Below are 26,215 nucleotides of genomic sequence, written 5' to 3'. Positions count from 1 at the left end.
AGGGCATGGACGAAGTCATACGGGCCAAGGGCCTTTCGAAGTCGTACGGCGGCCGTCCCGTCGTACGCGACCTTGGGCTCTGCGTGGGAGCCGGCGAGGTGTTCGGGCTTCTGGGCGCCAACGGCGCGGGAAAGACGACGAGCGTGGAGTGCCTGCTGGGCGTGCGCAAGCCCGACGCAGGCACGGTGCGCATCCTGGGCATGGACCCGCAGCGCGAGCGGCGCCGGCTGTTCCAGCGGGTAGGCGTGCAGTTCCAGGAGGGCAGCCACCAGGCGGAGATCCGCGTGGACGAGCTCTGCCGCGAGACGGCGTGCCTGTACGGCAGGCCGGCCGACTGGCGGGCGCTGCTCGCGTGCTTCGGCTTGGAGGGGCGCGAGCGCGCCCAGGTGAAACAGCTGTCGGGCGGCCAGCGCCAGCGGCTGTTCATCGTGCTGGCGCTGACAGGGCGCCCTCAGGTGGTGTTTCTGGACGAGCTGACCACCGGATTGGACGTGAAGGCGCGCCGCGACGTGTGGCGGACGCTGGAGGAGCTGAAGCACGACGGGCTGACCATATTCCTGACCTCGCATTTCATGGATGAAGTGGAGGCGCTGTGCGACCGTGTGCTCATCCTGCGCGACGGCCGCGAGGCGTTCTCGGGAACGGTGGGGCAGGCGGTGGACGCCAGCCCGTGCAGCACGTTCGAGGATGCGTACCTGTGGTTCTCCGGGGAGGAGCCCGAGGGGCCCGACGGTGACGAAGAGAAAGGAAACGTGCGATGAGCAGGTTCAAAGGTTTCGGGACGCTGTTCGGTATCGAGCTCAAGCTGAACGTGCGCGACATGAACATGGTGGTGTTCGCCATCGCCATGCCGCTCGTGGTGCTGGCGGTGCTGGGCATCGTGTACGACACGGACCCCGCGTTCGAGGGCGCCGGCTACTCGTTCGTCGAGCAGTCGTTCGGCGCGGTGGCCTCCATCGCCATCTGCGCGGCGGGTGCGATGGGCCTGCCGCTGGCCGTGGCGGACTATCGCGAGCGGAAGGTGTTCAAGCGCATGAAGGCGACGCCGGCCAGCCCTGCGCTCATCCTGGGAGTGAGCCTGGCCATCTACGCGCTGTATGCGGCGGTGTCGCTCGCGCTCCTCTGGGCGGTGGCCACGCTCGCGTTCGGCGTGCAGATGCGCGGATCGTGGCCGGCCTTCCTCGGAGGCTGGCTGCTCACGCTGGCCGGCATGCTGAGCATCGGGCTGGTGGTGGGAGGCCTGGCGCGCACGAGCAAGCAGGCGTCCATCATTGCGAGCATACTGTACTTTCCCATGCTCGTGTTCTCGGGTGCCACGCTGCCGTTCGAGATCATGCCCCCGGCGGTTCAGCAGGTCGCGGGAGTCATGCCGCTTTCGCAGGGCATCCAGCTGATGAAGTCGGCGTTCTTGGGTGCGCCGCCCGACGTGGCGGCGGTGCCGCTGGCCGTGCTGGCAGCGGTGGCCGTGGCGTGCACGGCGGTGGCGGTTCGGTTCTTCCGGTGGGAATAGGGCAAAAACGGTCGAGCGCCCGCGCGCGCGTCCGGTAGAGTGGTCGGGTGCAGGCGCGGGGCAGTGGAAAGCGGACGGCGGAAAGGGGCGTGCGGCGTGAACGAGCAGGTGCAGGCAGTGCAGCGGATGCAGGACTACCTCGAGGAGCACGTGGAGGACGAGGTGACCCTTGAGGACCTCGCTGCCGTGTCGCTGTTCTCGCCGTGGCATTCCTACCGGCTGTTTCGCCGGCTCACGGGCATGACCCCCGCCGACTACCAGCGCCGGATGCGCCTCACGCATTCGGCCGCGCGGCTGCGCGAGGAGGGCCGGCGCGTGGCCGACGTGGCCTTCGAGTCGGGGTTCGGCAGCGTGGACGGCTACCAGCGGGCGTTTCGCCGCGAGTTCGGCTGCAACCCCGGCTCCTACGCGGCCGATCCGGTCCCCATCGGCCTGTTCGTGCCTTACGGCGTGAAGTTCGACGAGCTGCGCCGCGCCCACGTGCCCGCCCCTGCGAACGCGGCGAGAAACGTGCTGGTGCAGACGATCGAGAAGCCGGCGCGCCGCGTGGTGCTGAAGCGCGGCGTGTCGGCGCACGACTACTTCTCGTACGGCGAGGAGGTGGGATGTCAGGTGTGGGGCCTCATCACCAGCATGGAGCAGCTGGGCGGCGAGCCGGTGAGCCTATGGCTGCCGCCGCGCTTCCGCCCCGCCGGCACGTCGGTGTACGTGCAGGGCGCGGAGATGCCCGCCGGCTTCGAGGGCCCCGTGCCCAACGGCTTCGACGTGGTCGACCTGCCCGCCGCCACGTACCTTTCGTTCCAAGGCGAGCCCTTCCGCGAGGAGGACTTCGTGGACGCCGTGGAATCCGTGCAGCGCGCCATGGACCGCTACGACCCGGCCGCCATCGGCTATGCCTGGGACGACGACTACCCCCGCGTGCAGTACGAGCCCGATCCTGCAGCCGGCTACCGCGAGATGCGCGCCGTGAGGCCGCTCGCAACGGGGGAGCGGCCCGCTTGCGCCGCCCCTACCGGCCCTGCCCCTGCTCCCAGCGCTTGAGGTGGGGAAGCAGCGCGCCCATGAACGACACCGCCTCGTCGCGCGAGATGCGGCAGGCGGCGGCCATGTGGGGGGCGGCCTCCTCGATGAGCTCCTCCATGGTCTCGTCGCGGACGAACGCGCCGTTCTCGTAGCACATCGAGCAGAAGTCGCGCGAACGGCCGCCGCCTGCCTCGCTGCCGTGGTCGGCCTCCTGGTAGAACGGCATGCCGCAGCTTTGGCAGTAGTCTTTGTCGGGCATCTCCAGCAGCTCCATGAGCGGCATGTCGAACGTGGCGGCGATGAGCTTGCACATGTCCACGCCCGGCTCGGTCTCGCCGGTCTCCCAGCGCGAGACGGCTTGGCGGGTGACGTAGAGCCTGCGCGCCACGTCCTCCTGCGTGAGGTTGCGCTCACGGCGCATGCGGGCTAGCGACTCTCCGATGGCCATGCGGATTCCTTTCTTCGCGAAGGGCCCCGTGGGGCCGCGGCGCCGTTTTCTCGCCGCAGGGCCATTGAACCACGTCGTGTGCGTTGCGGTAAAGAAACAAAACGTTGCCCGACGCCCGCCCGGGTCTTACGCCGGGGCGGGCACCCCGTGGTCGAAGGCGAGCAGGCGGCGGTAGCGCTCGCTCGTGCGCTCCAGCTCGGCGGGCGAGCCCTCCATCTCTATGCGGCCGTCCTCCACGAACACGACGCGGTCCATGGCGGACACGCCCTGCAGGTGGTGGGTGATCATGATGAGCGTCCTGCCCTCCGCGTTCTCGACGAACGTCTTCAGCAGCGCGCGCTCGGTGGCGGGGTCGAGGCCCACGGTGGGCTCGTCCAGCAGTATGACGGGCGTGTCCTGCAAGAGCACGCGGGCGAGCGCGATGCGGTGGCGCTCGCCGCCCGAGAAGCGCATGCCGGCCTCGTCCACCAGGGTGTCGAGCCCTTCCGGCAGGCGCTCCACCAGGCCGGAGAGCCCCACGTGCGCCAGCACCTCGCGGATCTGGCCGTCGGTGGCGGCGGGGTTGCCGATGCGCAGGTTCTCGCGCAGCGTCATGTTGAACAGGTACGTCTGCTGCTGGATCACGCCGATGTGCCGCGCCATGGCGTCGCCGAAGCTGCTGGCGGGCACGCCGTTCAGCGTCACGCTGCCGGACGCAGGCGCCAGATCGCCGCGGATGAGGGAGGCCAGCGTGCTCTTGCCCGAGCCGCTGCGCCCCAGGATGGCGACCTTCTGGCCCTGCGGGATGGTCAGGCTCACCCCGTCGAGCACGGCGCGTGCGGAGCCGGGGTAGCGAAACGCCACGTTCTCCACGGCCAGGGCGAGGGGCGCCTCCACCGCGGGCGCGGGGCCCTCCTCCGGCGCGGGCTGGGGCAGCTCGTTCAGCCGGCGGATGGAATCGCGGTAGACGCCCGCCTCGGCGGCGGCCGCGGGCAGGGGCGCGAAGGCGTCGATGAGCGGGAAGAATCCCAGCACGAACGCGGCGATCCAGTTCGCCGCCCCATCGGGCTGCCCGCCGAAGTAGCCGCCGGCCCACACGAGCAGCAGGGCCGCCGCGGCGCCGAACACGGCCGTGGACGCGAGGTCGCGCCACCGCGCGAAGCGGTCCAGCCGCGCCTCGATGTCGTGCCGGGCCTTCTCGGCGGCCTGGTAGCGCGAGAGGTACTCGTCGCCGCGTTGCGCGAAGATCCAGTCGGAGGCGCCCAGCACGTTGTCGGTGAGCTCGCCGTACAGCTCGTTCTTCAAGGCCTTGCGGCGCTCGATGCGCGCCCGGTTCGCGAGCGCGGACACGAGCGGCACCAGGAACACCTCCACGCCCAGCACGAGCGCGAGCGCCAGCGCGAACCACGCGTCGAAGAACCCGAGCACCGCCACGCCCAGCGCGTACACTAGCCACGCCACCACGGTGGGGAACACCGCGCGCAGGTACAGGTTCTGCAAGTGCCCGATGTCCTCGGCCAGAAGTCCCAGGATGTCGCCCGTGCGGTGGCTGCGGCGGAAGAACACGGCGTCGCGCTCCAGCGCCCCGTAGAGCTTGCTGCGCAGGCCGCTCGTCATGCGCAGCACCCAGTCGTGGCTGGTAAGGCGCTCGAGGTACTGCAGGATGGGCTTCCCGATGCCGAAGATGCGCACGAAGAGCGTGGGCAGGTGGATCATGAGGATGCTGCCCGGCAGGGCCGCCGCCGCGCTGATGAGGAAGCCGGACGTCACCATGAGCCCGCTCGCGAACCCGAACGTGGCCACGCCCAGGAACAGCGCCAGCGCGAGCGCCTTCCAATACCGTTTGAAGAAGGGCGCGACCCAACGGTCGGCCCGCGCGCCGTTGTCGCGGCTCATAGCGCGCCTCCTTCCAGCTGGGCGGCCAGGCGCGCGAACGCGCCGCCGCCGGCGCGCAGCTCCTCCGGTGCACCCTGCTCGGTCACGCGCCCGCCCTCCATGACCACGACGACGTCCATGTCGTCCACCCAATGCAGCCGATGCGTGGCGAAGAACACGAGGCGCCCCTCCATGAGCGGCAGCATGCGCTCCTTCAGCTCCATCTCCGTCTCGATGTCCAGGTGCGCCGTGGGCTCGTCGAACAGCAGGATGCGCCGCGAGCGGTCGAGGAACGCCCGCGCGAGCGCGATGCGCTGCGCCTGCCCGCCCGAGAGCGGCCGCGCCCCCTCGCCGATGCGCGTGTCCAGCCCGCGGGGCAGCTCGTCCACGAGCCCCTCGAGCCCCACCACCTCCACGGCGCGCGCCACCTCGTCGTCGGTCGCGTCGGGGCGGTAGAACACGAGGTTCTCGCGCAGCGTGGCGTGGAAGAGGTAGGGGTCCTGCGGGATGTAGGCCACCTGGCTCTGCCAGGTCGTCTGGCGCAGGCTTTGCGCCCGCACGCCGTCCACGTCGATCCCGCCCTCGTCGGGCGAGGCGAAGCCGCCGAGCAGGCTCACGAGCGTGCTCTTGCCCGAGCCGCTTGCGCCCACGATGCCCACTTTCTGGAACCCCTCGGCCGCAAGCGTCACGCCCTCGAGCGCCTTGAACCCCGGGTACGAGAAGCCCACCCCCTCGAGCCCGAGGCGCGCATCGGCGTGCCAGGCGGGCAGCGGCAGCTCCGCAGGCGGCTCGTCGGGCGCGTCCACGAGCGCCTGGATGGACGCGAGCGCGTTCTTGCCGTCGAGCGAGGCGTGGTAGTCGGCCGCGAACTCGCGGATAGGACGGAAGTACTCGGGTGCTATCACGAGCAGCGCGAGCGCTGGGAACAGCGTGACCGAGCCGTCGATCAGGCGGAATCCCAGCATGAACGCCACGGCCGCCACCGAGAGCGTCGCGAACGTGTCCAGCACCAGGCTCGAGAGGTTCGCCACCTTGAGCGTGCGCATGGTGGCCTCGCGGAAGCGCTCGGACACCTCGTAGATGCTCTTCCCGTAGCGCTTGGACACGCCGAACAGCTTGAGCGTGTCGATGCCGCGCAGCGTGTCTATGAAATGGTTCGACATGATCTCGAACGTGCGGTGCTGCCGCGACGCCTTCTCCTTGGCCGTGTGGCCCATGATGACCATGTACAAGATGATGAACGGGAATGTCACGAACATGATGAGCCCCGACACCCAGTCGAGCGCGAACGAGGCCGCCAGCAGGATGGCGGGGATGAGGGCGATGCCCGTGACCTTGGGCAGGATGAGCTTGAAGTACGTTTCCACCTGGTCGGCGCCCTCCAGCACGGCGGCGGTCACGCTGCCGGTGCCGTGGTCCTGCACGAGCCGGGCGTTCGTGGTGAATATCTTCTCGAGCAGCGAGCGGCGCAGCGCGTTCGCCTGCTCGTAGGCGTAGGCGTCGAGCAGGGCGGACTGCGCGCAGAGCACACCTTGCCGGCCGATGAAGCACGCGAGGAACACGGCTACGAGCAGGGCCTGGTCGATGACCGCGCCGCCCAGCCACAGGTTCGTGATGGCGCGTGACAGCGACCAGGCCTGCCCCAGCACCGCGAGCGCCTGCAGCGCCGCGGACGCCGCGAGCAGCCCGAGGATGCGCCCCACCCCCGGAAGCGCGAAGATGGCCTTGTCGATCATGGCTCGCTTCCCTTGCGTCCCGGGGCCCGCGGCGGCCCCGCGCCGCTGCCCTGCCGTTAAATGATACTACTATAGTAACATAAAGGGAGGGGCCGCGCCAGCTGGAACGGCGCGGCTGCGGAGCCTCGCTTGCGCGGCCGCTCGCCCCTCCTTAGCGCCAGTCCTCCTCGTCGGCGGACTCCCATCCCAGAAGCGCATCGCCTATCAGGCGGAACGTGAAGGGGAGCGGCTTTGCCAGCGCGCCCTCGTCGATGAGCACCGCGATGCCCTCCAGCTCGTCGAGCAAGTCGAAGAACGACACCTCCTCGAGCGACGGCATGCCGGCGGCTATCTCGTCCGCCGAGATAGTCATGATGGCAAGGACGATGTCCAGGTAGCCGTCCAGCTGGTCGTTGCTGGCGCGCAGCGCCTCCACGTCGTCCTTGCCGAAGAACGACTCCTCCACGCAGTACCAGCCGATGACGCCCTCGTCGTCGGCCTCCTCGTCGTCCAGAAGGTCGCTTAGCACAATGCCGTTGCCGGCGAGGTCGTCCACGGAGAAGCACGCCGAGGCCAGAAGCTCGGGCGTCACGAGCGGCTCCTCGCTGTCGTCCAGGTCGCTCATCACGTACACCACGCGCGCGACCAGCCCGTTCTCCATCACGTTAAGCGACAGCCCGAAATGGTATCCCGGCATCGCCTGGCGCGTGCCCCAGTACAGCTCGCCGCTGTGCTCGATAAGGGTCTTGACGGTAGCGGCCATGCGGCCTCCTTCGCATCGGATGGATCGGTTGGAAAGAGTATAGGGCAAACGGGGCCCGGGCGATGCGCTAGAATGGGCGGAAACACCGAACACGGAAGGAAGCGCTCATGGACGTTGTCGAGACGAAGGGGGCCCCGGCGGCCATCGGCCCCTATTCGCAGGGGGTCGTGGCGGGAGGGCTGCTGTTCGCCTCGGGGCAGATCGCGCTCGACCCGGCCACGGGCGAGCTTGTGGGGGAGACGGCGGCCGAGCAGGCGGAGCAGGTCATGCGCAACGTGGGCGCGCTGCTCGCGGCCGCCGGCACCGATTTCGACCACGTGGCGAAGGCCACGTGCTTCCTTGCCGATCTGGGCGACTTCGCGGCGGTGAACGAGGTGTACGCCCGCTCGTTCGGCGCTCATTTGCCCGCGCGCTCGGCGGTGCAGGTGGCGGGCCTGCCGAAGGGCGCGCTCGTGGAGGTGGAAGTGGTGGCCGAGGTGCCGGGCGCGTAGCCGGCAACCAAGGGGCGCACGTGCGGCCGCCGCTTCCCGGCGCGCGTGTCCGGGCGACGAAACGACCGGGCGCGACGTGGCGGAACCGGGCCGGCTCGGGTATGCTGTAAGCCGCATCCGGCGGACGTGCGGGAGGCGTTCGGGAAACGTTCGAGAAGAGGGGTTGTACCTATGTATGTGACCTGCCTTGACCTGGAGGGCGTGCTCGTGCCCGAGATATGGATCGCGTTCGCCGAGGCGAGCGGCATCCCCGAGCTCAAGCGCACCACGCGCGACGAGCCCGACTACGACAAGCTCATGGCCTTCCGCCTGGACACGCTCGCAGAGCACGGCCTGGGCCTTCCCGAGATCCAGCGCACCATCGCCGCCATCGACCCGCTGCCGGGCGCGCGGGAGTTTCTGGACGAGCTGCGCTCGCAGATGCAGGTCATCATCATCAGCGACACGTTCACCCAGTTCGCGAGCCCGCTCATGGAGAAGCTGGGGTGGCCGACCATCTTCTGCAACGAGCTGGACATGACCGCCGACGGCCGGATCGCCGGCATCCGCATGCGCTGCCCCGAGTCCAAGCTCACCACGGTGCGCGCGCTGCAGTCGTGCGGCTTCGACACCATCGCCGCCGGCGACAGCTTCAACGACCTGGCGATGATCCGTGCGAGCAAGGCCGGCTTCCTGTTCCGCAGCACCGACGCCATCAAGGCCGACAACCCCGACCTGCCGGCCTTCGAGGAGTTCGGCGACCTGCTGGCCGCCATCAAGCAGGCCGTCGCGTAGGGAGAGGGCGTCCCGTGCCGATCATCCATCTCGACGGTTTGGGCGACCCGCGGCTCGCGGTGTACTCGGGCATGACCGATTCGCAGCTGCGCGACTGTCCCGACAGCGCGCACGGCCTGTTCATCGGCGAGTCGCGCAAGGTGATCGAGCGCGCGCTGGACGCCGGCGTGCGGATGCGCTCGCTGTTCATGGAGGAGAAGTGGCTCGACCAGACCATGCCGGTCGTCGAGCGGGCGCTCGCGGCCGATGCGGAGATGCCCGTGTTCGTGGCCACGCGCGAGCAGTTTCACGCGCTCACCGGCTACGAGGTGACGCGCGGGGCGCTCGCGGCGTTCGAGCGGCCGGCGCTGCCGAGCGTGGAGGAGCTGTTGGCGGGCGCGCGCCGCGTAGCCGTGCTCGAGGACGTGGTGAACTACACGAACATCGGGGCCGTCTTCCGCTCGGCGGCGGCGCTCGGCATCGACGCGGTGCTGGTCACGCCGTCGTGCCACGACCCGCTGTACCGCCGTGCCGCGCGCGTGTCGATGGGGACGGTGTTCCAGGTGCCGTGGACGCGCATCGGCAGCGTGCGCGATTGGGCGACGGAGGGCGTGCCGCTCTTGCGCTCGCTCGGCTTCGCCACGGCCGCGCTCGCGCTCGCGGACGACGCGATCTACCTGCACGATGCGCGCCTGCGCGACTGCGAGCGCCTGGCGCTCGTGCTCGGCACCGAGGGCGACGGCCTGGCCGCCTCCACGATAGCCGCCAGCGACTACACCGTGAAGATCCCCATGGACCACGACGTGGACTCCCTCAACGTGGCCGCCGCCAGCGCCGTGGCCTTCTGGGAACTGCGCACGAAGTGGCGTTAAGCAAAATGTTTGGTTTATCTGCTAGCCCCTCTCATGAAAAGTTCGCCATTTTTCTTGATCCATTTCTGCTCGTTTAACGGCTATAACTTTTTTGAGGAAAGCTCGGTGGTCGATATATTGCGAATCCGAAGGAAGTCGGAAAGATATTCGATCTATCATATCGATCTCGCTTTGAATCTGCGGCGCGAATCCCGTGTCGATAGATGCTGATCGAGTTGCAGGTTCAAACATTAATGGGTTGAGAAAAGCCCCGGACTTATCAAATGTCATGATGTCGACGATTATATCTTCAAGTTCATTTTCGGAAAATTCCGCAACTACCGCGAACGCTGCATATGCCTTGTCCTTGTTCGCTATGTTTTCCTTAATGTAACGAATGAGGAAGTCTTTGGAGCGCTGGCGGTTTGTCGAATTTGCATGTTCAAAAACGTGTCCCATATTGAAGCTGAAATAAGCCGGCTTCATTTCGTAAAGATAATCTAATGCTTCAAGCATGCGTTGGTCTGTTTCGTCAGAAAGAAGAGAATGGAGCCTTGCTAGAGCGGTTTTCGAGTCGATGTATTCTAAGTTAATCGCCTTTTCAATAAAGTCCTTGATAAATGATTGATCCGTGTCGCATAAATATCGAAATGTTTTTCCATGAAAATCAAAGTGGGAATATGCCACCAGGCGAAAAAAGGTTGATCGTAGTAAGAAAGCATTGTCGCCAAATGCCTCTTTGAAAAATTCGGCAGTTTCGGATTCATTTAGGCAATTGAGGGTAAGGAAGAAATGTAATGCGTGGTTAACGTCAATCTTTCTTTTATCAAACGCGCTTCCGCAATACTTCTGGGCGAATCCGCTTTCCTGGGCGTTTATACGCAAGACGGTTTTCGCTTCAAGAAGCCCTTGGCTTTTCGCCGCATTCAGCATTATTTTTTCACATGCTCCTGCATTGATGTCGCGGTCAGGAATGCATTCGTCAATTGTCAACAGAAGTTCAGGAGATGGATTCACTTTATTTGTTGCGATGGAGCGTATCTCCTTGTACCCAGCTGAGGAGATAAGGGAAGAAATGGATGTTGGAGAAGGGGCGGGTAGTGTAGCTGATTCCTGAACGTAGCATTCAAAGAGGACGATGGGGGGTATCGAAACATTATCAAGCCTTGAGGAGAGAGAAAAGAGGGAATCGATAGACCTCCTTAAATAATAAGTATCAAAATTGGATTTATTCGACACTCTTTCCGCGTATGAAAAAAGTTCTTTGAAAGCGGTTTGATCCCACTCTAGCAAAATCTGTGTGATGAAACTCTCTGAGTTCTCTCGATCGATGAAGAAGCGATAAGAAATGAAATCTGCAGGCAGACTTGGCAGATTGAGATCGTCGTTAGAAACCGAAAGCCTTTCAGCAAGGAATACCAATTTCTCGCAAATAACGCAGTCTTCGTAGATACGATGATCGAGCAGGCTAGAGGACAGATGCAGAACTGCCTTGACGTCAATCGCAAGTAAACTGGCATCCTCGTCTTTAGGCGGGTGCTTCTCGGAATAGTTGAAATGGCTATGCAGGAATTTGCCGACAAGCGGTTTCAGCTCGGGGCTGGGTGCAAGTTTCGCGAGCGTTGCGAGGCACGTTTCATGTAAGCGCGCAAGACCGTCAGAATAAGGGAGATGAAGATGAGCTATTTCCAAGCCATTTTCCGAATGCCGATTTATCATGACTTTGCGTTTCATGTAGTTGCAGGCTAATGTAAGGGCGCTGATCCCAACGTTTTCTGATGAAGTCTTCTCGTAGGATGCTTCAAGCTTCTGAAGTAGAACTATTTCATCGGAGAAACCGTTTTCGATAGAGTTCTCGTTTATGGCCAAGTCGTTTTCTAGCGCGTTCTTGTAATCAGAACAACGCTCGCTCCCTTTTTCAATGCATGCAATCAAAACCGGTAGAGCCTGCACAAAATGTCTGTGGTTTTTCGTACTGCAGAGTATTTCCAGCACAGTGGAGTGAGTGTAATAATTGTTCTCCCACTCGGGATCGTTGAAAAAGGACCTCGGTTCAGCGTTCTCAACTTCTTCTTTGGCATACTGTAATGAATGCTCTGGCAATAGGGGGTGAAGTGCTTCCATTAATTCCTTGCGAGTCGTTTCCTCCTTCGTGGCTAGCCAAGCTGTCTCGCATTCTTCGCAGACAAAATCGTAGGTTTGCTTATTGCCAAAAATATTTAGTAGAACATTTATGGTGCGCACAAGGGAATTTCTATTATTGTGAACGCATAGAAGAATGTAATCACTTAACTTTAAGACCTTACCAACACAAAAACTCTTATATATCAAATAATCCTTTAGGTTTTGTTGCTCAAAACGAATTGCTAAAGCGCCATCGCTGGCTCTTTCGCAGAGATCAATAATTGACTTTTCGAATAATGAATAAACGCAGGCCACGACTTGTTTTTCAGTATAACCTTGCTCAATGATTAGCTCGAAAGCTGGATCTCCACTCGAAAGGTCGCAGACCTCGAAGGCGGATACGATAGAAAGGATTCCAAGTGCATTTTCCGGCAGATTTTCTATTGCCGTGCTCAAATATGTGTCGAGGATGCCGTACGCGTCGGCGATAGCGCCGTACCCCTCCTTGCGTGCACTGATACTCGCCATTATTGCGAGGCGGATGTTTCCTCGAGCTACTTTCATAATCTGATTAAGGAATGTCGGGTTATTAATTCCGTAGTCTTGGCGCAGTATTTCTTCGATAGTGGTTTCAGAAAGAATGGTAATTTCGAAAAAAGCTCCTCCGCAAGCTTGATTAACGAGAGATCTTATTTTTTCAAGGGCATAGTTCCTCACGGTTATAAGTATTTTTAGTTCTGGGTTGTCTACCGCAACTTCGAGAAGGTGCCTAAAGGAGTAAAGCTCATTGGCGTCGTCTGCGATAACAAGGGTGTTTTGCGCATGACGAAGAAAGAGTTCAATATCGGTCTCGGCATTGTGCCCGGCGTTGGATTCAAGTATTAAGACTTCGGCAGATATATTTTCCTGATAGGCTCTTGCTGCTTCGATGGCGATCTTAGTTTTCCCGCATCCCGAGTTTCCCGATAAAACAACAATTTGATGTTGATTAATGCTTTCTACGACGGCGGTTAAATCATTTTCGCGACCTCGGATAGCTCCTGACTGCGGTGTTGCGTACTTTCGGCGCTCCTCTTTTTCAACAAAATCTCTTATTGTGCACAGTGACCCATTGCCTATTTCAATTCCCAAGTGGTCATGTGCTACCTGGGGGAAGGATGCATTTAAGTCTTGAGCGATTTGTCTTGGTCCGACGAGTTCGATGCGATGATCTCGTGCTTTTAAGGTAATTTCTTGTTCGGGCGTGATGCGAGTACATGTATGGCAGCAGATTATTTCGAGAACGTCTTCCTCTTTTAGGTCGAGCCTCTCGAAATCAAGGCAATCATTTATGTCTTCAGAGAGTTTATTGTATGAATTGCATTGGGATGTGGTGAACGCGATAAGGATAGTTCCGCTTTTCCCGACTTCATGAGCGTCTGGGATGCCCGCGGTTGTTTTATTGGTTCCTGGTTGAGATCCAAGTGCGCTGAAATTGGAAAAGCCTCTTTTTCTGAAGAGATACTCTTCAGCTAACTTTTGGAAAGCTCCTCCTTCGAGTTGGAGTAACGCTTTCTCGATCTCGTTAATTCTTGTCACCGATCGCCCATCATAAGAGTTTTACCGAACCTGGTTATTTTCCTTTCTCGCTTGGGTTTTCGCAATACCGAGTTGATTTTCGCCTCGAAGGGCAAAACCGCTCTTCGTCTTGGCTTGCCCGATTATTCCAAATCCAGCCCGGCCATCACTTCTTGCAGCGCCTTCGCGGATGCGTGCAGGCGGGCCAGCTCGTCGTCGGAGAGCGGGGTGGGCACCTGGTACTCGATGCCGTCCTTGCCCACGACCGCGGGCATGCTCAGCACCACGTCGTGCAGGTCGTGGACGCCGTGCTGGAAGTTCGACACGGGCAGGATGGGCTTCTCGTCGCGGACGATGGCCTCGCAGATGCGCTTCACCGACATGGCGATGCCGTAGTAGGTGGCCTTCTTCTTCGCGATGATTTCGTAGGCGCTGTTCTTCACGTCCTCGGCGATGCGCTGCATGGACTCCTCGTGGTCGAAATGGCCGCGCAGCTCGCAGAAGTCGTTCACGGGGATGCCCGAGACGTTCGCCGTGCTCCAAGCCGCGATCTCGCTGTCGCCGTGCTCGCCGATGATGCGCGCGTGCACGTTGCGCGGGTCCACGCCGAGGTGCTCGCCGAGGATGTACTTGAAGCGCGCGGTGTCCAGCACGGTGCCCGACCCGATCACGCGGTTCTCCGGCATGCCCGAGAGCTTCAGCGCCACGTGCGTGAGGATGTCCACCGGGTTCGACACCACCAGCAGGATGCCCTGGTAGTCGCGGCGCGCGATCTCGGGGATGATGGACTTGAAGATGCGCACGTTCTTGTGCACGAGGTCGAGGCGCGTCTCGCCGGGCTGCTGGTTCGCGCCGGCCGTGACGATGATGATGGCCGCGTCGGCCGCGTCGTCGTAGTCGCCCGCGTAGATGTTCATGGGGCCGGCGAAGGGCATGCCGTGCGCGATGTCGAGCGCCTCGCCCTCGGCGCGGTCGCGGTCGACGTCGATGAGCACCATCTCGGTGAACAGCTCGCTCTGCATGAGCGCGAACGCCGTGGCCGATCCCACGAACCCGCATCCGACAATGGCGACTTTCCGGTTGTTGGCGGCTTTGGCCATGTGAAGCCTTTCCCTAGTGTAGCGGTAGCGTATGAGCTCGAACCTACTGCAACGACGTGTCGCCGTCAAGGCCTCAAGGGTTTCGCCAAGGTTTTCCCGTTTGACAAAGTGATGGCGATCAGGATGATGCGGCATCGCTTTCTGTATTAAAAGAAACGGAAGAGGTTGGCTGCCCAACGCGGTTCTGCTCTGCTTCGGTTGCAGGCTGAATGTTTCAAAATGCTGCCGCCCGTCGAAATTCCCGTGGGGTTTGCGGTTCCCGGTGCGGCCGCCGCCGGGGGCGCGGCTGCTCTGCTATGATGCGGAGGTGTGATGGCGAAGCGAGCGGGGGAGGGTCATTGGCAAGGTTATCGGTGGCGCCCAAGGCGAAGGACGACGGGCGCATCGTCGCCACTCTGGACAAGTACGTGCGCCGCGTGGGCGCCACGCCGCCGGGCACCTGCCCGGTCGTGGTGCAGCAGGCGCTTCTGCAGGCGGCTGCGGCGCAGACGTGTGGGAAGTGCGTGCCGTGCCGCGACGGGCTGCCGCGGCTGGCGGCTCTCGTCGGGCGCGTGGCGGACTGCGAGGCGGACGCGGGGACGCTTGCTGAGGTCCGCGCGCTGGCCGAGATGGTGCGCGGCACGTCGGACTGCGCCATCGGCTACGAGGCGGCGAACGCCCTGCTCGAGGGCTTGGACGACTTCGCCGACGAGTTCGCGCGCCACGTGGGCGCGCGCTCTTGCGCCGCAGGCGTGGGCCAGACGGTCCCCTGCGAGACGCTCTGCCCGGCGCACGTGGACGTGCCCGGCTACATCGCGCTCGTGGCGGCTGGCGACTACGCCGGCGCCGTGAACCTGGTGCGCAAGGACAACCCGTTCCCCACGGCCTGCGCGTTCGTGTGCGAGCACCCTTGCGAGGCCCGGTGCCGCCGCACGCTCATCGACGCTCCGGTGAACATCCGCGGCATCAAGCGGTTCGCCGTGGACCAGGTTCCCGCCGACCAGGTGGCACCGCCGCCGCACAGTGTGGACACCGCGCGGAACATCGCCGTGGTGGGGGGCGGCCCGAGCGGGCTCACCTGCGCGTACTTCCTTGCGCTCATGGGGCACCGCGTGACGGTGTTCGAGGCGCGCAGCCAGCTGGGCGGCATGCTGCGTTACGGCATACCCGCCTACCGCCTTCCGCGCGAGCGCCTGGACGAGGACCTGCGCGGCATCCTCTCTGCCGGCTCCATCACGGCGCTCTGCGACACGCCGGTGGGCGCGCGCGAGATGGCCGAGATCGCCGAGAACTACTATGCGGTGTATGTGGCCGTGGGCGCGCAGGCGGGCAAGACGCTTGCGTTGCCGAACGCGGACGCCGCGGGTGTCATGTCGGCCGTTAAGCTGTTGGGCGCCATCGGCGATGGCGACTACCCCGACTTTACAGGCAAGAGGGTGGCCGTGGTGGGCGGCGGCAACGTGGCCATGGACTGCGCGCGCACGGCGGTGCGTGCCGGCGCCGAGGAGGTGTCCGTGGTGTACCGCCGCCGCAAGGAGGACATGACGGCGCTTCCGGCCGAGGTGGAGAGCGCCGTGGCCGAGGGCGTGGAACTGGTGGTGCTGCAGGCACCCGTGGGCATCGAAGTGGACGGGAAGGGACGTTGCGCGGCGCTCGTCACGCAGCCCCAGATGATAGGCGCCGTGCGCGGCGGCCGTCCGGCACCGGTGACGGCGGACAAGCCGCAAGAGCGCATCGCGGCGGACATCGTGCTCATCGCGGTGGGGCAGGGCGTCGAGACGGAGCCGTTCGAGGAGTTCGGCATGGCAACCGTCCGGGGCTGCTTCGACGCCGACGAGGGCCTGGCGGCCGCGGGGTATGGCAACGTGTTCGTGGGCGGCGACTGCCAGACAGGGCCGGCCACGGTCATCCGCGCCATCGCGGCGGGCAAGGTGGCCGCGCGCAACATCGATGCGTACCTGGGCTGCTCGCACAAGCTGGCCTGCGGGGTCTCGGCCCCGCCGGCCCCGCCCAACGACCGCACGCCCAAGGGTCGCGTGGAGCTGGTGGAACGGCCGGCGCGCGAGCGCAAGCGCGATTTCAAGGACGTCGAGTGCGGCATGAGCCGCGAGGAGGCCGAGCAGGAGTGCGGCCGCTGCCTGCGCTGCGACGTGTTCGGCTGCGGCGCGACCGAGGAAGGCAGGGAACAGTATGCCTAGCATCACGATAGACGGCATTGCGCGGGAGGTGCCTGCGGGCACGACCGTGCTGGAGGCGGCGCGGGAGGCGGGCGTCCGCATACCTACGCTCTGCTACTTGAAGGACGTGAGCGCCGTCGGCTCGTGCCGCGTGTGCGTGGTGGACGTGGAGGGCCTGGCCCACCCGGTGCCGTCGTGCTCGACGGCCGTGTGGGACGGCATGGCCGTGACCACCGACTCGCCGCGCGTGCAGGCCTATCGAAGGGTCGCGCTCGAGCTGATCATCGCCGACCACGGGCAGGGCGTGGGCGCGCCGTGCTTTTCATGCGACAAGAATGGGGCCTGCGAGCTGGCCGACCTCTGCCGCGAGTATGGCGTGGAGGGCCCGGCGCACCCGGCGCCGCGCGCGCAGGAGCCCGTGCTGGACGGCAACCCGTTTTTGCGCTACGACCCGAACCTGTGCATCCGCTGCCAGCGCTGCGTGGGCGCCTGCAACGCCGCCGCGCGCAACCACGCGCTGCGCACGGGCAAGCGCGGGACGCGCACGACCGTCGAGGCCCCGTTCGGGCCGGACTGGCGCGCGAGCGCCTGCGAGTCGTGCGGCAACTGCGCGCAGGCGTGCCCCACGGGCGCGCTCGTGGAGAAGCGCCGCGGCGCCTACCGCTCGTGGGAGACGGAGCGCGTGCGCACCACCTGCCCGCACTGCGGCGTGGGCTGCCAGCTGGACCTCGTGGTGAAGGACGGCCGTATCGTGGATGCGGAGGGCGCGCCGGGGCCGTCGAACAAGGGGCTTCTGTGCGTGAAGGGCCGCTCCGGCAGCTTCGACTTCGTCGATGCGCCCGACCGCCTGACCGCGCCGCTCGTGCGCAACGCCGCCACGGGCGAGCTCGAGCCGGCAAGCTGGGACGACGCGCTCGACCTGGTGGCGCGCCGCTTCGCCGAGCTGCGCGACGAGCACGGCGGGGAGGCGCTCGCGGCCTTCGCCTGCTCGCGGTCCACCAACGAGGACATCTACCTGTTCCAGAAGATGGCGCGCATAAGCCTCCACACGAACAACGTGGACTGCTGCGCGCGTGTTTGACACGCTCCCACCGTCGCCGGTCTGGCGACCATGCTTGGCTCGGGAGCGATGACGAACTCCATCGACGACGTGTGCCGGAAGGCGGACGTGGTCATGCTCGTGGGGTCGAACCCCGAGGAGGCCCATCCGGTCATCGGCATGCAGCTGCGCGCCGCCGTGGAGCGGGGCTGCCGCCTCATCGTGGTGGACCCGCGCGACATCGGGCTGGCCGCGCAGGCGGACCTCCATCTGAAGCTGCGGCCCGGCACGAACGTGGCGTTCGCGAACGGCATCGTGAACGTCCTTTTGGCCGAGGGCCTCTACGATGCCGAGTTCGTGCGCGAGCGCACGGAGGGCATCGAGGTGCTGGCCGCCACGGTGCGCGACTACACGCCCGCGCGCGTGGCCGAGATCTGCGACATCGACCAGCGAGACCTCGTGTCCGCCGCGAAGATGTACGGAGGGGCGGGCGCGGCCGCCATCGTGTACTGCCTGGGCGTGACCGAGCACTCCACCGGCACCGACGGCGTGATGGCGCTCTCGAACATCGCCATGATCACGGGCAACCTCGGCAAGCCCGGCGGCGGCGTGAACCCGCTGCGCGGGCAGAACAACGTGCAGGGAGCCTGCGACATGGGTGCCGGCCCGGACGACCTGCCGGGCTACCAGAAGGTGGCCGATCCCGAGGTGCTGCGCCGCTTCGAGCGCGCCTGGGGCGCGAGCCTACCGCGCGAGCGGGGGCTCAAGGCCACCGAATGCTTCCCCGCCATGCTGGAGGGGCGCGTGCGCGGGCTGTTCCTGTTCGGCGAGGACCCGGTGCGCACCGACCCGGACACGGGGCACGTGCTGCGGGCGCTCGCGGCGCTCGACTTCCTCGTGGTGCAGGACCTGTTCCTCACCGAGACGGCGAAGCTGGCCGACGTCGTGCTGCCCGGGCGCAGCTACGCGGAGAAGGAGGGCACGTTCACGAACACCGAGCGCCGCGTGCAGCGCGTGCGCAAGGCCGTGGAGGGGCCGGTAGGGCCGCGGCTGGACACCGACGTGTTCACGGAGGTCATGAACCGCATGGGCTACGGGCAGCCGCGTTTGACCGCCGCGGAGGTCATGGACGAGATAGCCTCGGTCACGCCGTCGTACGGCGGCGTGGGCCATGTGCGCCTCGACGGCGACGAGGTGGCCGGGCGGGGCCTTCAGTGGCCGTGCCCGCACGCGGGGCATCCCGGCACGCCCATCCTGCACCGGCACGAGTTCGCACAGGGGGTGGGCGCGTTCTCCACGCCGGACTACCGTCCCTCGGCGGAGCTTCCCGACGAGGAATACCCGCTGGCCATGATGACGGGCCGCGTGCTCGCCCAGTACAACGCATGCGCGATGACCGGGCGCACCGAGGGCCTGGGCGCGCTGTCCGGCAGCTCGTTCATCGAGCTGAACGATGCCGATGCCGCCGCCCTCGGCATCGCCGACGGCGACCGGGTGCGCGTGACGTCGCGCCGCGGGTCCCTCGAGACCACGGCCTATGTGTCGGACAAGACCAACCCCGGCCAGACGTGGATGCCCTTCCACTTCCAGGACGGAAACAGCAACTGGCTCACCATCGCCGCCCTCGACCCCGTGTCGAAGGCCCCCGAGTACAAGGTCTGCGCGGTGCGGGTGGAGAAGGCATAGAAAAGCGGCGGCCGAGGGGCCGCCGCTCGCGTTGCGGGGGATGGGTCGGGTTCGGACCGCCCCTTGCTCGCTTTCGCCTAGTCGCGCGTGAGCTTGCGGTGCAGGCGGTGGGGCTTGGAGGCCTCGGGCCCCAGGCGCTCCAGGCGGTTCTCCTGGTAGGCCTCGAAGTTGCCCTCGAACCACGTCCAGTTGCCGGGGTTCTCGTCGGTGCCCTCCCAGGCCAGGATGTGCGTGGCCACGCGGTCGAGGAACCAGCGGTCGTGCGAGGTCACCACGGCGCAGCCGGGGAACGCCAGCAGCGCCTCTTCCAGGCTGGCCAGCGTCTCGGTGTCCAGGTCGTTCGTGGGCTCGTCGAGCAAAAGCAGGTTGCCGCCCTGCTTGAGCGTGAGCGCCAGGTTCAGGCGGTTGCGCTCGCCGCCGGAGAGCACGCCGGCCGGCTTCTGCTGGTCGGAGCCTTTGAAGCCGAAGCTGGCCACGTAGGCGCGGCTGGGGATCTCCGTGTCGCCCACGATCATGTAGTCGTTGCCGCCGGAGACGACCTCCCACAGCTTCGTGTTCGGGTCGATGCCCTCGCGGTTCTGGTCGACGTAGCTGATGGACACCGTCTCGCCGATGTCCAGCGTGCCGCCGTCGACCGGCTCCAGGCCCATGATCATCTTGAACAGGGTGGACTTGCCCACGCCGTTCGGGCCGATGACGCCCACGATGCCGTTCGGGGGCAGGTCGAACGACAGGTCGTCGATGAGCGCGCGGTCGCCGAAGGCCTTGTGCAGGTGGCTCGCCTCGATGACCTTCGCGCCCAGGCGGGGCGGCACGGGGATCTGGATCTCGTTGTAGTCGAGCTTCTTGTTCGCGCGCGCCTCGGCGGCCATCTGCTCGTAGGCGGCCAGGCGCGCCTTGCTCTTGGCCTGGCGGGCCTTGGGGCTCGAGCGCACCCACTCGAGCTCCTTCTTCAGCTTCTTCGCCAGCTTCTCCTGGCTCTGGCCCTGCGCCTCGATGCGGGCGGCCTTCGTCTCCAGGTAGGTGGAGTAGTTGCCCTTGTAGGGGAAGAGGCTGCCGCGGTCTACCTCGCAGATCCACTCGGCCACGTGGTCGAGGAAGTAGCGGTCGTGCGTGACGGCCAGCACCGCGCCGGGGTAGTTCCGCAGGAACTGCTCGAGCCAGAGCACCGATTCTGCGTCCAGGTGGTTCGTGGGCTCGTCGAGCAGCAGCAGGTCGGGCGCCTCGAGCAGCAGGCGGCAGAGCGCCACGCGGCGCCGCTCGCCGCCGGAGAGGTGGTCGACCCTCTCGTCGGGGTCGGGGCACTGCAGCGCGTCCATGGCCTGGGAGAGCTGGCTGTCAAGGTCCCAGCCGTTCGCGGCGTCGATCTCGGTCTGGAGCTGGCCCATCTCCTCCATGAGCGCGTCGAAGTCGGCGTCGGGCTCGGCCATCTCCATGCCGATGGCGTTGAAGCGCTCCACCTTCGCGAAGATGTCGCCGAAGGCCTGCTTGATGTTCTCGAGGACCGTCTTATCCTCGTCGAGGGGCGGTTCTTGGAGCAGGATGCCCACGGAATAGCCCGGCGTGAGGCGCGCCTCGCCGTTCGTGACCTCCTCGAGGCCGGCCATGATCTTGAGCAGGGTGGACTTGCCCATGCCGTTCGGCCCCACGACGCCGATCTTCGCGCCGGGGTAGAACGACAGCGTCACGTCGTCGAGGATGACCTTGTCGCCGTGCGCCTTGCGGGCCTGATGCATCTGGTAAATGAATTCTGGCATGTCGAGCTTTCTGGGTCGGGGTTCGTTCGTGCACGCGCTATTGTCGCACGAGCGGGGCTGATGTGCGAGCTTATCACGGTTTCTGCGGCATTTGCGGTACCCGGGTGCGAAGAGGGGATAGGTTAAGTGCTGATCGTGGTTGCTTACCTTACGGCGTATAATTAACAGGGGCAAGGCATCAAGAGAAGATGCGCTTTCGCACGTGATTTGTTCTGCTGGGAGAAGGTTGATTGTAGAAGAAAAAACAGGGCCCCGAAGGGCCCCGTAATAAGTCAAAATGCCGCCTCCGCGGCGCCCCGAAGGGCAGGTAAGGCTGAGCCTTTATTTTGACTTGCAGTGACATCTTGACTGGTATCAAGATGTTGCCCATTCTAGCAGGTACATCCGGAAAGGGGAACCTATGAATCTGCGCAACGTCGAATCGTATCAGGTGGGGCTGGACATCGGCACGGGGTCGGTTGGCTGGGCGGTGCTCGACGACAACGGCGATCTCTGCCGCTTCAAAGGCAAGCCCACTTGGGGGAGCCGCGTGTTCCCGACGGCGGAGACCGCCGCCGAGGCCCGGGTGCATCGCGGACAGCGACGCCGCTACGATCGCCGGCGCCAGCGGATCGACTTGCTGCAAAGGTTCTTCGCGGACGAAGTGGCCAAGGTGGACCCCGAGTTCTTCATCCGCCTCAACCAGGCGCGCCTGCATCCCGAGAACCGCGATCCGGCGCATGCCGACTACCGCTGGCCGCTGTTCAATGGGGCCGATTTTACCGAAGCCGACTATTATAAGCGGTTCCCCACGATCTACCATCTACGCGCGTACTTGATAAAGTCCGACGAGAAGGCCGATATCAGGCTCGTCTACCTGGCACTCCACAACATCGTGAAGCATCGCGGCAATTTCCTGCACCAGGACAACCCCGCGCTCAGCGCGAAGAACGCAAACATGGGGGATGCGGTCGATGAGCTGTGCAGGGCACTCGAGGAATGGTGCGAGGCGCATGACATCGACTGCGCATGTGATGCGGCGGCGCTGGAGAAGGCGCTGGTCGACACGTCGTTGCGGTCGGCCGAGAAGCGCGAGCGGGTGGAAGCCACGCTCGGCGTGGAGAAGGCGTACAAGAAGCTGGCCAAGGCGGTTTCCGGCGCTATGGTGGGATATGCGGCCGAGTTCGCGCACGTGTTCCTCACCGAGGCGGAGGGCAGCAAGTTCGCGCTCTCCAACGACGAGAAAGTGGAGTCCTATGCCTGCCCCGACGAGGGACGCGACCTCTTCGAGGCGCTGCGGGCGGTGTATTCGTCCTACGTGCTGATGGGTATTTTGAGCGAGGCTCAGGGAGAAACGCTCTCGTTTTGCAAGATGGGCGAGTACGAGCGTTACCGCAGGGAGCTTGAAACGCTCAAGAGCCTGGTGCGCACCTACGGCCCCGAGCGCTACGACGAGTTCTTCCGCGGGCCCTCCTATGAAGGCACGCACGACTACGATCCCGGCAGGGCGCAGGGCTACACCAAGTACAACCTGGGCACGAGCAAGCTCTCGCACGAGGATTTCCTCAAAGAGGTGCAGAAGCTGCTCAAGGACATCGGCGCCCAGGCCGACGAGCGCTATGCGGACGTCGAGCGCGCGATCGAGGCGGGCACGTTTTTGCGGCGGCTCAAGACGAGCGACAACGGAACGATCCCCTACCAGCTGCACCTCGAGGAGATGGACGCCATCATCGAGCGGCAGGCGGCGTTTTACCCCTTCCTTGCGCAGGAGAAGGACAAGCTGAAATCGCTCGTGAGCTTCCGCATTCCGTATTACGTGGGGCCGCTGACGCAGAAGAACGCCGCGCGCGATGGCAAGGGCGAGACGCGCTTTGCGTGGTCGTCGCGCAAGTCGGGGATGGAGGACGCGCGCGTCTACCCCTGGAACTGGGAAGACGTCATCGACAAGGACCGAAGCGCCGAGGACTTCATCCGCCGCATGACGGGCACGTGCACCTACCTGAAAGGCGAGCCGGTGCTGGCGCGCTGCTCGCTCGACTACGAGCTGTTCTGCGTGCTGAACGAGCTCGCCGGAGCCCGCTGGACGCAGGATGGCGACAAGAGCTACCGCTTCGACGCGGCCGATCGCCTGGGTATCGTGGAGGACCTGTTTAAGAAGCGCAAGCGCGTGACCTACGAGGCGGCGGAGAAGTGGCTCGCGCGGACGCACGGGCCCGAGGGCGGCAAGTCGGCCGGCGGGGCGTACCACGTATCGGGCGGGCAGGGCGAGGACGCGTTCGAATCGCAGCTCTCCTCGCACTACGACTTCTGCAAGATCCTCGGGGTTGGCGAGCTGTCGGACGCCGACGCCGCCATGGCCGAGGACATCATCCTATGGAACACCGTGTTCGAGGATCGCTCGATCCTGAAGCGCAAGATCAAGCTGGCGTACGGCGACCGCCTGGGCGACGCGCAGGTCCGCAAGCTCTGTCAGAAGCGCTACACCGGTTGGGGCCGACTGTCGGGCGAGCTTCTACGCGGGCTGCGCAGCGATACTGACAACGGGCCGAAAACCATTATGGACATCCTTTTGGAAGGCGACCCGAACCATGCGCAGCGCATGGGGGCGGCCATGAACCTTATGGAGATACTGCACGACGATCTGCTGGAGTTCCAAGTGAAGATCGACGAGCGCAACCGCGAGCGCGCGCTTGCGGTGGGCGGCATGTCGGTCGACGAGGTGACGGGCTCTCCCGCTTTGCGTCGCGGCATCAACCAGGCGCTGCGAGTCGTAGACGAGATCGCCGGGATCGCCGGCAAGCCCCCTGCGCACATCTATGTGGAGGTGACGCGCGACGAGGATGCGCGCAACAAGGGAAGACGCACCACGAGCCGCTACCGGGCCCTGGACGCGGCGCTTTCCAGCATCAAGGCGCAGTGCGCCGACGTGTACGCCGAGCTCAAGGAGCGGGATCCGCGCGCGCTCGACGACGAGCGGCTGATGCTCTACTTCATGCAATGCGGCAAGTGCATGTACTCGGGCGATGCGCTCGACATCAACAAGCTGCAGACGTACCAGGTAGACCATATCCTGCCGCAGTCGTACGTCAAAGACGACAGCTTCGAGAACAAGGTGCTGGTGCGTCCTGACACCAATCAGCGTAAGGGCGACACGCTGCTGCTGGACGAGCGGCTCATCGCGCGCATGCGCGGCTTTTGGCGCACGCTGCGCGATGCGGAGCTCATCGGCGAGAAGAAGTTCAACAACCTCACACGCACGAGCGTGAGCGACGAACAGATGAAGAAGTTCGTGAGCCGCCAGCTGGTTGAGACGGGCCAGATGGTGAAGCAAGTGCAGCAGCTTCTGCAGGCGCGCTACCCCGAGAGCGAGGTGCAGCCGGTGAAGGCGGGCGTGTCGCATCAACTGCGTGTTGGATGCGCGCTGGCGAAGAGCCGCGAGATCAACGACTTCCATCATGCGCACGACGCCTATCTGGCGTGCCAGGTGGGGAGGTTCGTGCAGTACCGACACAGCGCCGTGTACAGCGAGCCGGTGAAGATGGCCGCGGTGGTAAAGCAGTTCATCAAGAAGCAGGCGGAGGACTATCGCCGAACGCGAGAGCTGCCGGGCTCGGCCGGTTTCATTGCGTCGAGCTTCATGACGCCAGGATTCGATGTGGAGACGGGTGAGGTGTTCCGCGATGCGTGGGACGCCGGGGCAGAGATCGACCGTATTAGGCGTTGTTTCGACTATAAGGATTGTTTCATCTCACGCATGCCCGAAGAGACGCATGGAGCGTTTTGGGACGCGACCATCTACTCGCCGAGGGCGGCGGGCAAGACGCTGAACCTTCCTCTGAAGAAAGGTCTTGATCCGCGCAAGTACGGCAGCTACTCGCGCGAGCAGTTCGCCTACTTCTTCGTGTATGAAGCCGTGAAGCCCAAGAAAAAGCAGCGGGTGTTGGAGTTCGCGCCGGTGCCGGTGCGGGTTGCATCGGCTTTGGCGAGCGACCCGGATGCGTTGGAAGACTACGCACGCGGGCTCGCCGAGGCGGAGGGCTTGGTTTTCGAGCGTATCCGGCGGCGCAAGGTGTACAAGTACCAGCAGATCATCGTTGGCGATTCGCGGTTGTATGTCACGGGGAGAGAAGAGGTGAGGAATGCCAGGCAGCTTGCTTTTTCACAAGATGAGACGAAGCTCATCTGCCGAATTGAACAAGGCGAGGAATGCGAGGAAGGGGAATTGCTCGACTTGTTCAGATCGATGCAGCGCAAATACCTTGCATGCGCACCGCGTTTGGCTCGCCTCATGAAGGTGGCTGAAATGGAAGAGGGGTTCATCGCGGCAACAGCCTCGGGCAAGAGGGAAGTTCTGCTGTCGTTGACGTCGATCGCGGCGGCGCATAGGAACAGCATAGACTTGAAGCCGATAGGCCGAAAAGGATCATCGGGGCAGATGAAAATCACGTTCTCTAAAGAACTGTCGACAAATGGCATCCTCTTCGTCGACTCGTCCGTCACCGGCATGTTCGAGAGGCGGTGTCGCCTTGGCCTTTAGAACCATCTTCATCGAGAGCCAGTGCCAGTGCGGCTACCAGGGCGGATACTTGGTGGTGCGGAAGACCGATGACACGAAGAAGATCCATCTGTCGGAGATATCCTCCATTATTTTGCAGAATACCCAGGTGTATTTGAGCGCCTATTTGTTGGTGGAGTTGGCCAAGTGCAAGATATCGCTGGTGGTGGCCGACGAGAAGTGCAACCCTATCGGCCAGTACCTGCCGCTGTACGGCGCCCACAACGCGAGCAAGCGCGTCGCGGAACAGCTGGCATGGGGTGAGCCCATAAAGAAGCGCGTGTGGCAGCAGGTGGTCAAGGAGAAGATCCGCCAGCAGGCGCGGTTGCTTGAGGAGAAGGACCTGCCCGAGGCCGCGAAGTCCCTGTACGCGTGTCGTGACGAGGTGAAATCGGGCGACACGACGAATCGGGAGGCCCGTGCGGCGCGGGTGTACTTCGCCGCGCTGTTCGGCCGCGATTTCTCGCGCGACGACAACACGCCGCTCAACGCCGCTTTGAACTACGGGTACGCGGTGCTGCTTTCCATGGTGAACCGGGAGGTGGTCTCGCGCGGGTACCTGACGCAGTGCGGCGTCTGCCACCGCAACGAGTACAACCAGTTCAACTTCTCCTGCGATTTGATGGAGCCCTTCCGGCCCGTTGTCGATCGCCTCGCCTTCGACTACGCTCAGGAGCTTTTCGACCAGGACGTCCGTCGCCTGCTCGGCGATCTGGGGAATCGCGTGGTGTCGTACAAAGGAGGCTCGTACCGCCTGCATTCGGTGGTGTCGCTTTTCGTGCAGGATTGCCTCGCAGCGCTCAACAAGAGCTTGGCACCGTCCGAGATCGAGGGCTTCGAGCAGCTATGAGCGC

At 64.2% G+C, this 26,215-nt stretch carries 17 protein-coding genes; 10 read left to right on the top strand and 7 right to left on the bottom strand.

Features of this window, described 5'->3' with window-relative positions:
- Positions 1 to 5: 5 nt before the first annotated feature.
- The 3 genes from C1877_RS08100 to C1877_RS08090 all read left to right on the top strand — a co-directional run bounded on the left by C1877_RS08100 (position 6) and on the right by C1877_RS08090 (position 2,551).
- A complete protein-coding gene (locus tag C1877_RS08100) occupies positions 6 to 761 on the top strand; it encodes an ABC transporter ATP-binding protein (protein WP_114568904.1) in 756 nt (251 codons plus the stop codon).
- Complete coding sequence (locus C1877_RS08095) at positions 758 to 1,510, top strand: ABC transporter permease (protein WP_015538901.1); 753 nt, start codon at positions 758 to 760, stop codon at positions 1,508 to 1,510. The genes C1877_RS08100 and C1877_RS08095 overlap by 4 nt, the downstream gene beginning before the upstream one ends.
- Before the next feature lie 96 nt (positions 1,511 to 1,606).
- Positions 1,607 to 2,551, top strand: coding sequence for a helix-turn-helix transcriptional regulator (locus C1877_RS08090; RefSeq protein ID WP_181813820.1), 945 nt, complete (start codon positions 1,607 to 1,609; stop codon positions 2,549 to 2,551).
- On the opposite strand, the gene C1877_RS08085 is transcribed toward C1877_RS08090, so the two are convergent.
- From C1877_RS08085 to C1877_RS08070, 4 genes are all read right to left on the bottom strand, one after another.
- The gene (locus C1877_RS08085; RefSeq protein ID WP_015538902.1) at positions 2,520 to 2,981 is read right to left on the bottom strand and encodes a zinc ribbon domain-containing protein; all 462 of its coding nucleotides are present in this window, start codon (positions 2,979 to 2,981) and stop codon (positions 2,520 to 2,522) included. The two genes, C1877_RS08090 and C1877_RS08085, sit on opposite strands and share 32 nt — an antisense overlap.
- A gap of 126 nt (positions 2,982 to 3,107) precedes the next feature.
- Positions 3,108 to 4,856: a thiol reductant ABC exporter subunit CydC gene (cydC, locus tag C1877_RS08080; protein WP_114568903.1), complete on the bottom strand. Its 1,749-nt coding sequence runs from the start codon at positions 4,854 to 4,856 to the stop codon at positions 3,108 to 3,110.
- Positions 4,853 to 6,571: a thiol reductant ABC exporter subunit CydD gene (cydD, locus tag C1877_RS08075; RefSeq protein ID WP_114568902.1), complete on the bottom strand. Its 1,719-nt coding sequence runs from the start codon at positions 6,569 to 6,571 to the stop codon at positions 4,853 to 4,855. Before cydD ends, cydC begins: the two co-directional genes overlap by 4 nt.
- Before the next feature lie 151 nt (positions 6,572 to 6,722).
- Complete coding sequence (locus C1877_RS08070; protein WP_015538903.1) at positions 6,723 to 7,313, bottom strand: hypothetical protein; 591 nt, start codon at positions 7,311 to 7,313, stop codon at positions 6,723 to 6,725.
- A 107-nt stretch (positions 7,314 to 7,420) separates the two neighbouring features.
- On the opposite strand from C1877_RS08070, the gene C1877_RS08065 reads away from it, so the two are divergent.
- The 3 genes from C1877_RS08065 (at position 7,421) to C1877_RS08055 (ending at position 9,429) form a co-directional block, all read left to right on the top strand.
- Entirely contained in the window at positions 7,421 to 7,804 is a 384-nt protein-coding gene (locus C1877_RS08065) for a RidA family protein (protein ID WP_114568901.1), read from the top strand.
- Between the two features lie 171 nt (positions 7,805 to 7,975).
- A complete protein-coding gene (gene thrH / locus C1877_RS08060) occupies positions 7,976 to 8,578 on the top strand; it encodes a bifunctional phosphoserine phosphatase/homoserine phosphotransferase ThrH (protein WP_015538904.1) in 603 nt (200 codons plus the stop codon).
- A gap of 14 nt (positions 8,579 to 8,592) precedes the next feature.
- Complete coding sequence (locus C1877_RS08055; RefSeq protein ID WP_114568900.1) at positions 8,593 to 9,429, top strand: TrmH family RNA methyltransferase; 837 nt, start codon at positions 8,593 to 8,595, stop codon at positions 9,427 to 9,429.
- A 21-nt stretch (positions 9,430 to 9,450) separates the two neighbouring features.
- On the opposite strand, the gene C1877_RS15155 is transcribed toward C1877_RS08055, so the two are convergent.
- Both C1877_RS15155 and C1877_RS08050 read right to left on the bottom strand, forming a co-directional pair.
- Positions 9,451 to 13,110, bottom strand: coding sequence for a hypothetical protein (locus C1877_RS15155; RefSeq protein WP_147274533.1), 3,660 nt, complete (start codon positions 13,108 to 13,110; stop codon positions 9,451 to 9,453).
- 122 nt (positions 13,111 to 13,232) lie between these two features.
- Positions 13,233 to 14,189 carry an L-lactate dehydrogenase gene (locus C1877_RS08050; RefSeq protein ID WP_114568899.1) on the bottom strand — a complete coding sequence of 319 codons (957 nt, stop codon included), beginning with the start codon at positions 14,187 to 14,189 and terminating at the stop codon, positions 13,233 to 13,235.
- A gap of 338 nt (positions 14,190 to 14,527) precedes the next feature.
- On the opposite strand from C1877_RS08050, the gene C1877_RS08045 reads away from it, so the two are divergent.
- On the top strand, positions 14,528 to 16,366 hold the full coding sequence (locus C1877_RS08045) for an NAD(P)-binding protein (protein ID WP_187143849.1): 1,839 nt from the start codon (positions 14,528 to 14,530) through the stop codon (positions 16,364 to 16,366).
- Positions 16,359 to 19,070 carry a formate dehydrogenase subunit alpha gene (gene fdhF / locus C1877_RS08040; protein ID WP_114568898.1) on the top strand — a complete coding sequence of 904 codons (2,712 nt, stop codon included), beginning with the start codon at positions 16,359 to 16,361 and terminating at the stop codon, positions 19,068 to 19,070. Before C1877_RS08045 ends, fdhF begins: the two co-directional genes overlap by 8 nt.
- Positions 19,071 to 19,147: 77 nt before the next feature.
- On the opposite strand, the gene ettA is transcribed toward fdhF, so the two are convergent.
- Positions 19,148 to 20,827 carry an energy-dependent translational throttle protein EttA gene (gene ettA / locus C1877_RS08035; RefSeq protein ID WP_114568897.1) on the bottom strand — a complete coding sequence of 560 codons (1,680 nt, stop codon included), beginning with the start codon at positions 20,825 to 20,827 and terminating at the stop codon, positions 19,148 to 19,150.
- 400 nt (positions 20,828 to 21,227) lie between these two features.
- On the opposite strand from ettA, the gene cas9 reads away from it, so the two are divergent.
- Together cas9 and cas1 are read left to right on the top strand one after the other, a co-directional pair.
- The gene (gene cas9, locus C1877_RS08030) at positions 21,228 to 25,343 is read left to right on the top strand and encodes a type II CRISPR RNA-guided endonuclease Cas9 (protein ID WP_114568896.1); all 4,116 of its coding nucleotides are present in this window, start codon (positions 21,228 to 21,230) and stop codon (positions 25,341 to 25,343) included.
- Entirely contained in the window at positions 25,333 to 26,211 is an 879-nt protein-coding gene (gene cas1, locus C1877_RS08025; RefSeq protein WP_114568895.1) for a type II CRISPR-associated endonuclease Cas1, read from the top strand. Before cas9 ends, cas1 begins: the two co-directional genes overlap by 11 nt.
- The last annotated feature ends 4 nt before the right edge of the window (positions 26,212 to 26,215 follow it).

Origin of the sequence: Gordonibacter pamelaeae (assembly GCF_003340385.1) — a bacterium.
Lineage (GTDB): Bacteria > Actinomycetota > Coriobacteriia > Coriobacteriales > Eggerthellaceae > Gordonibacter > Gordonibacter pamelaeae.
This window is presented reverse-complemented; position numbering and strand designations above follow the sequence as displayed.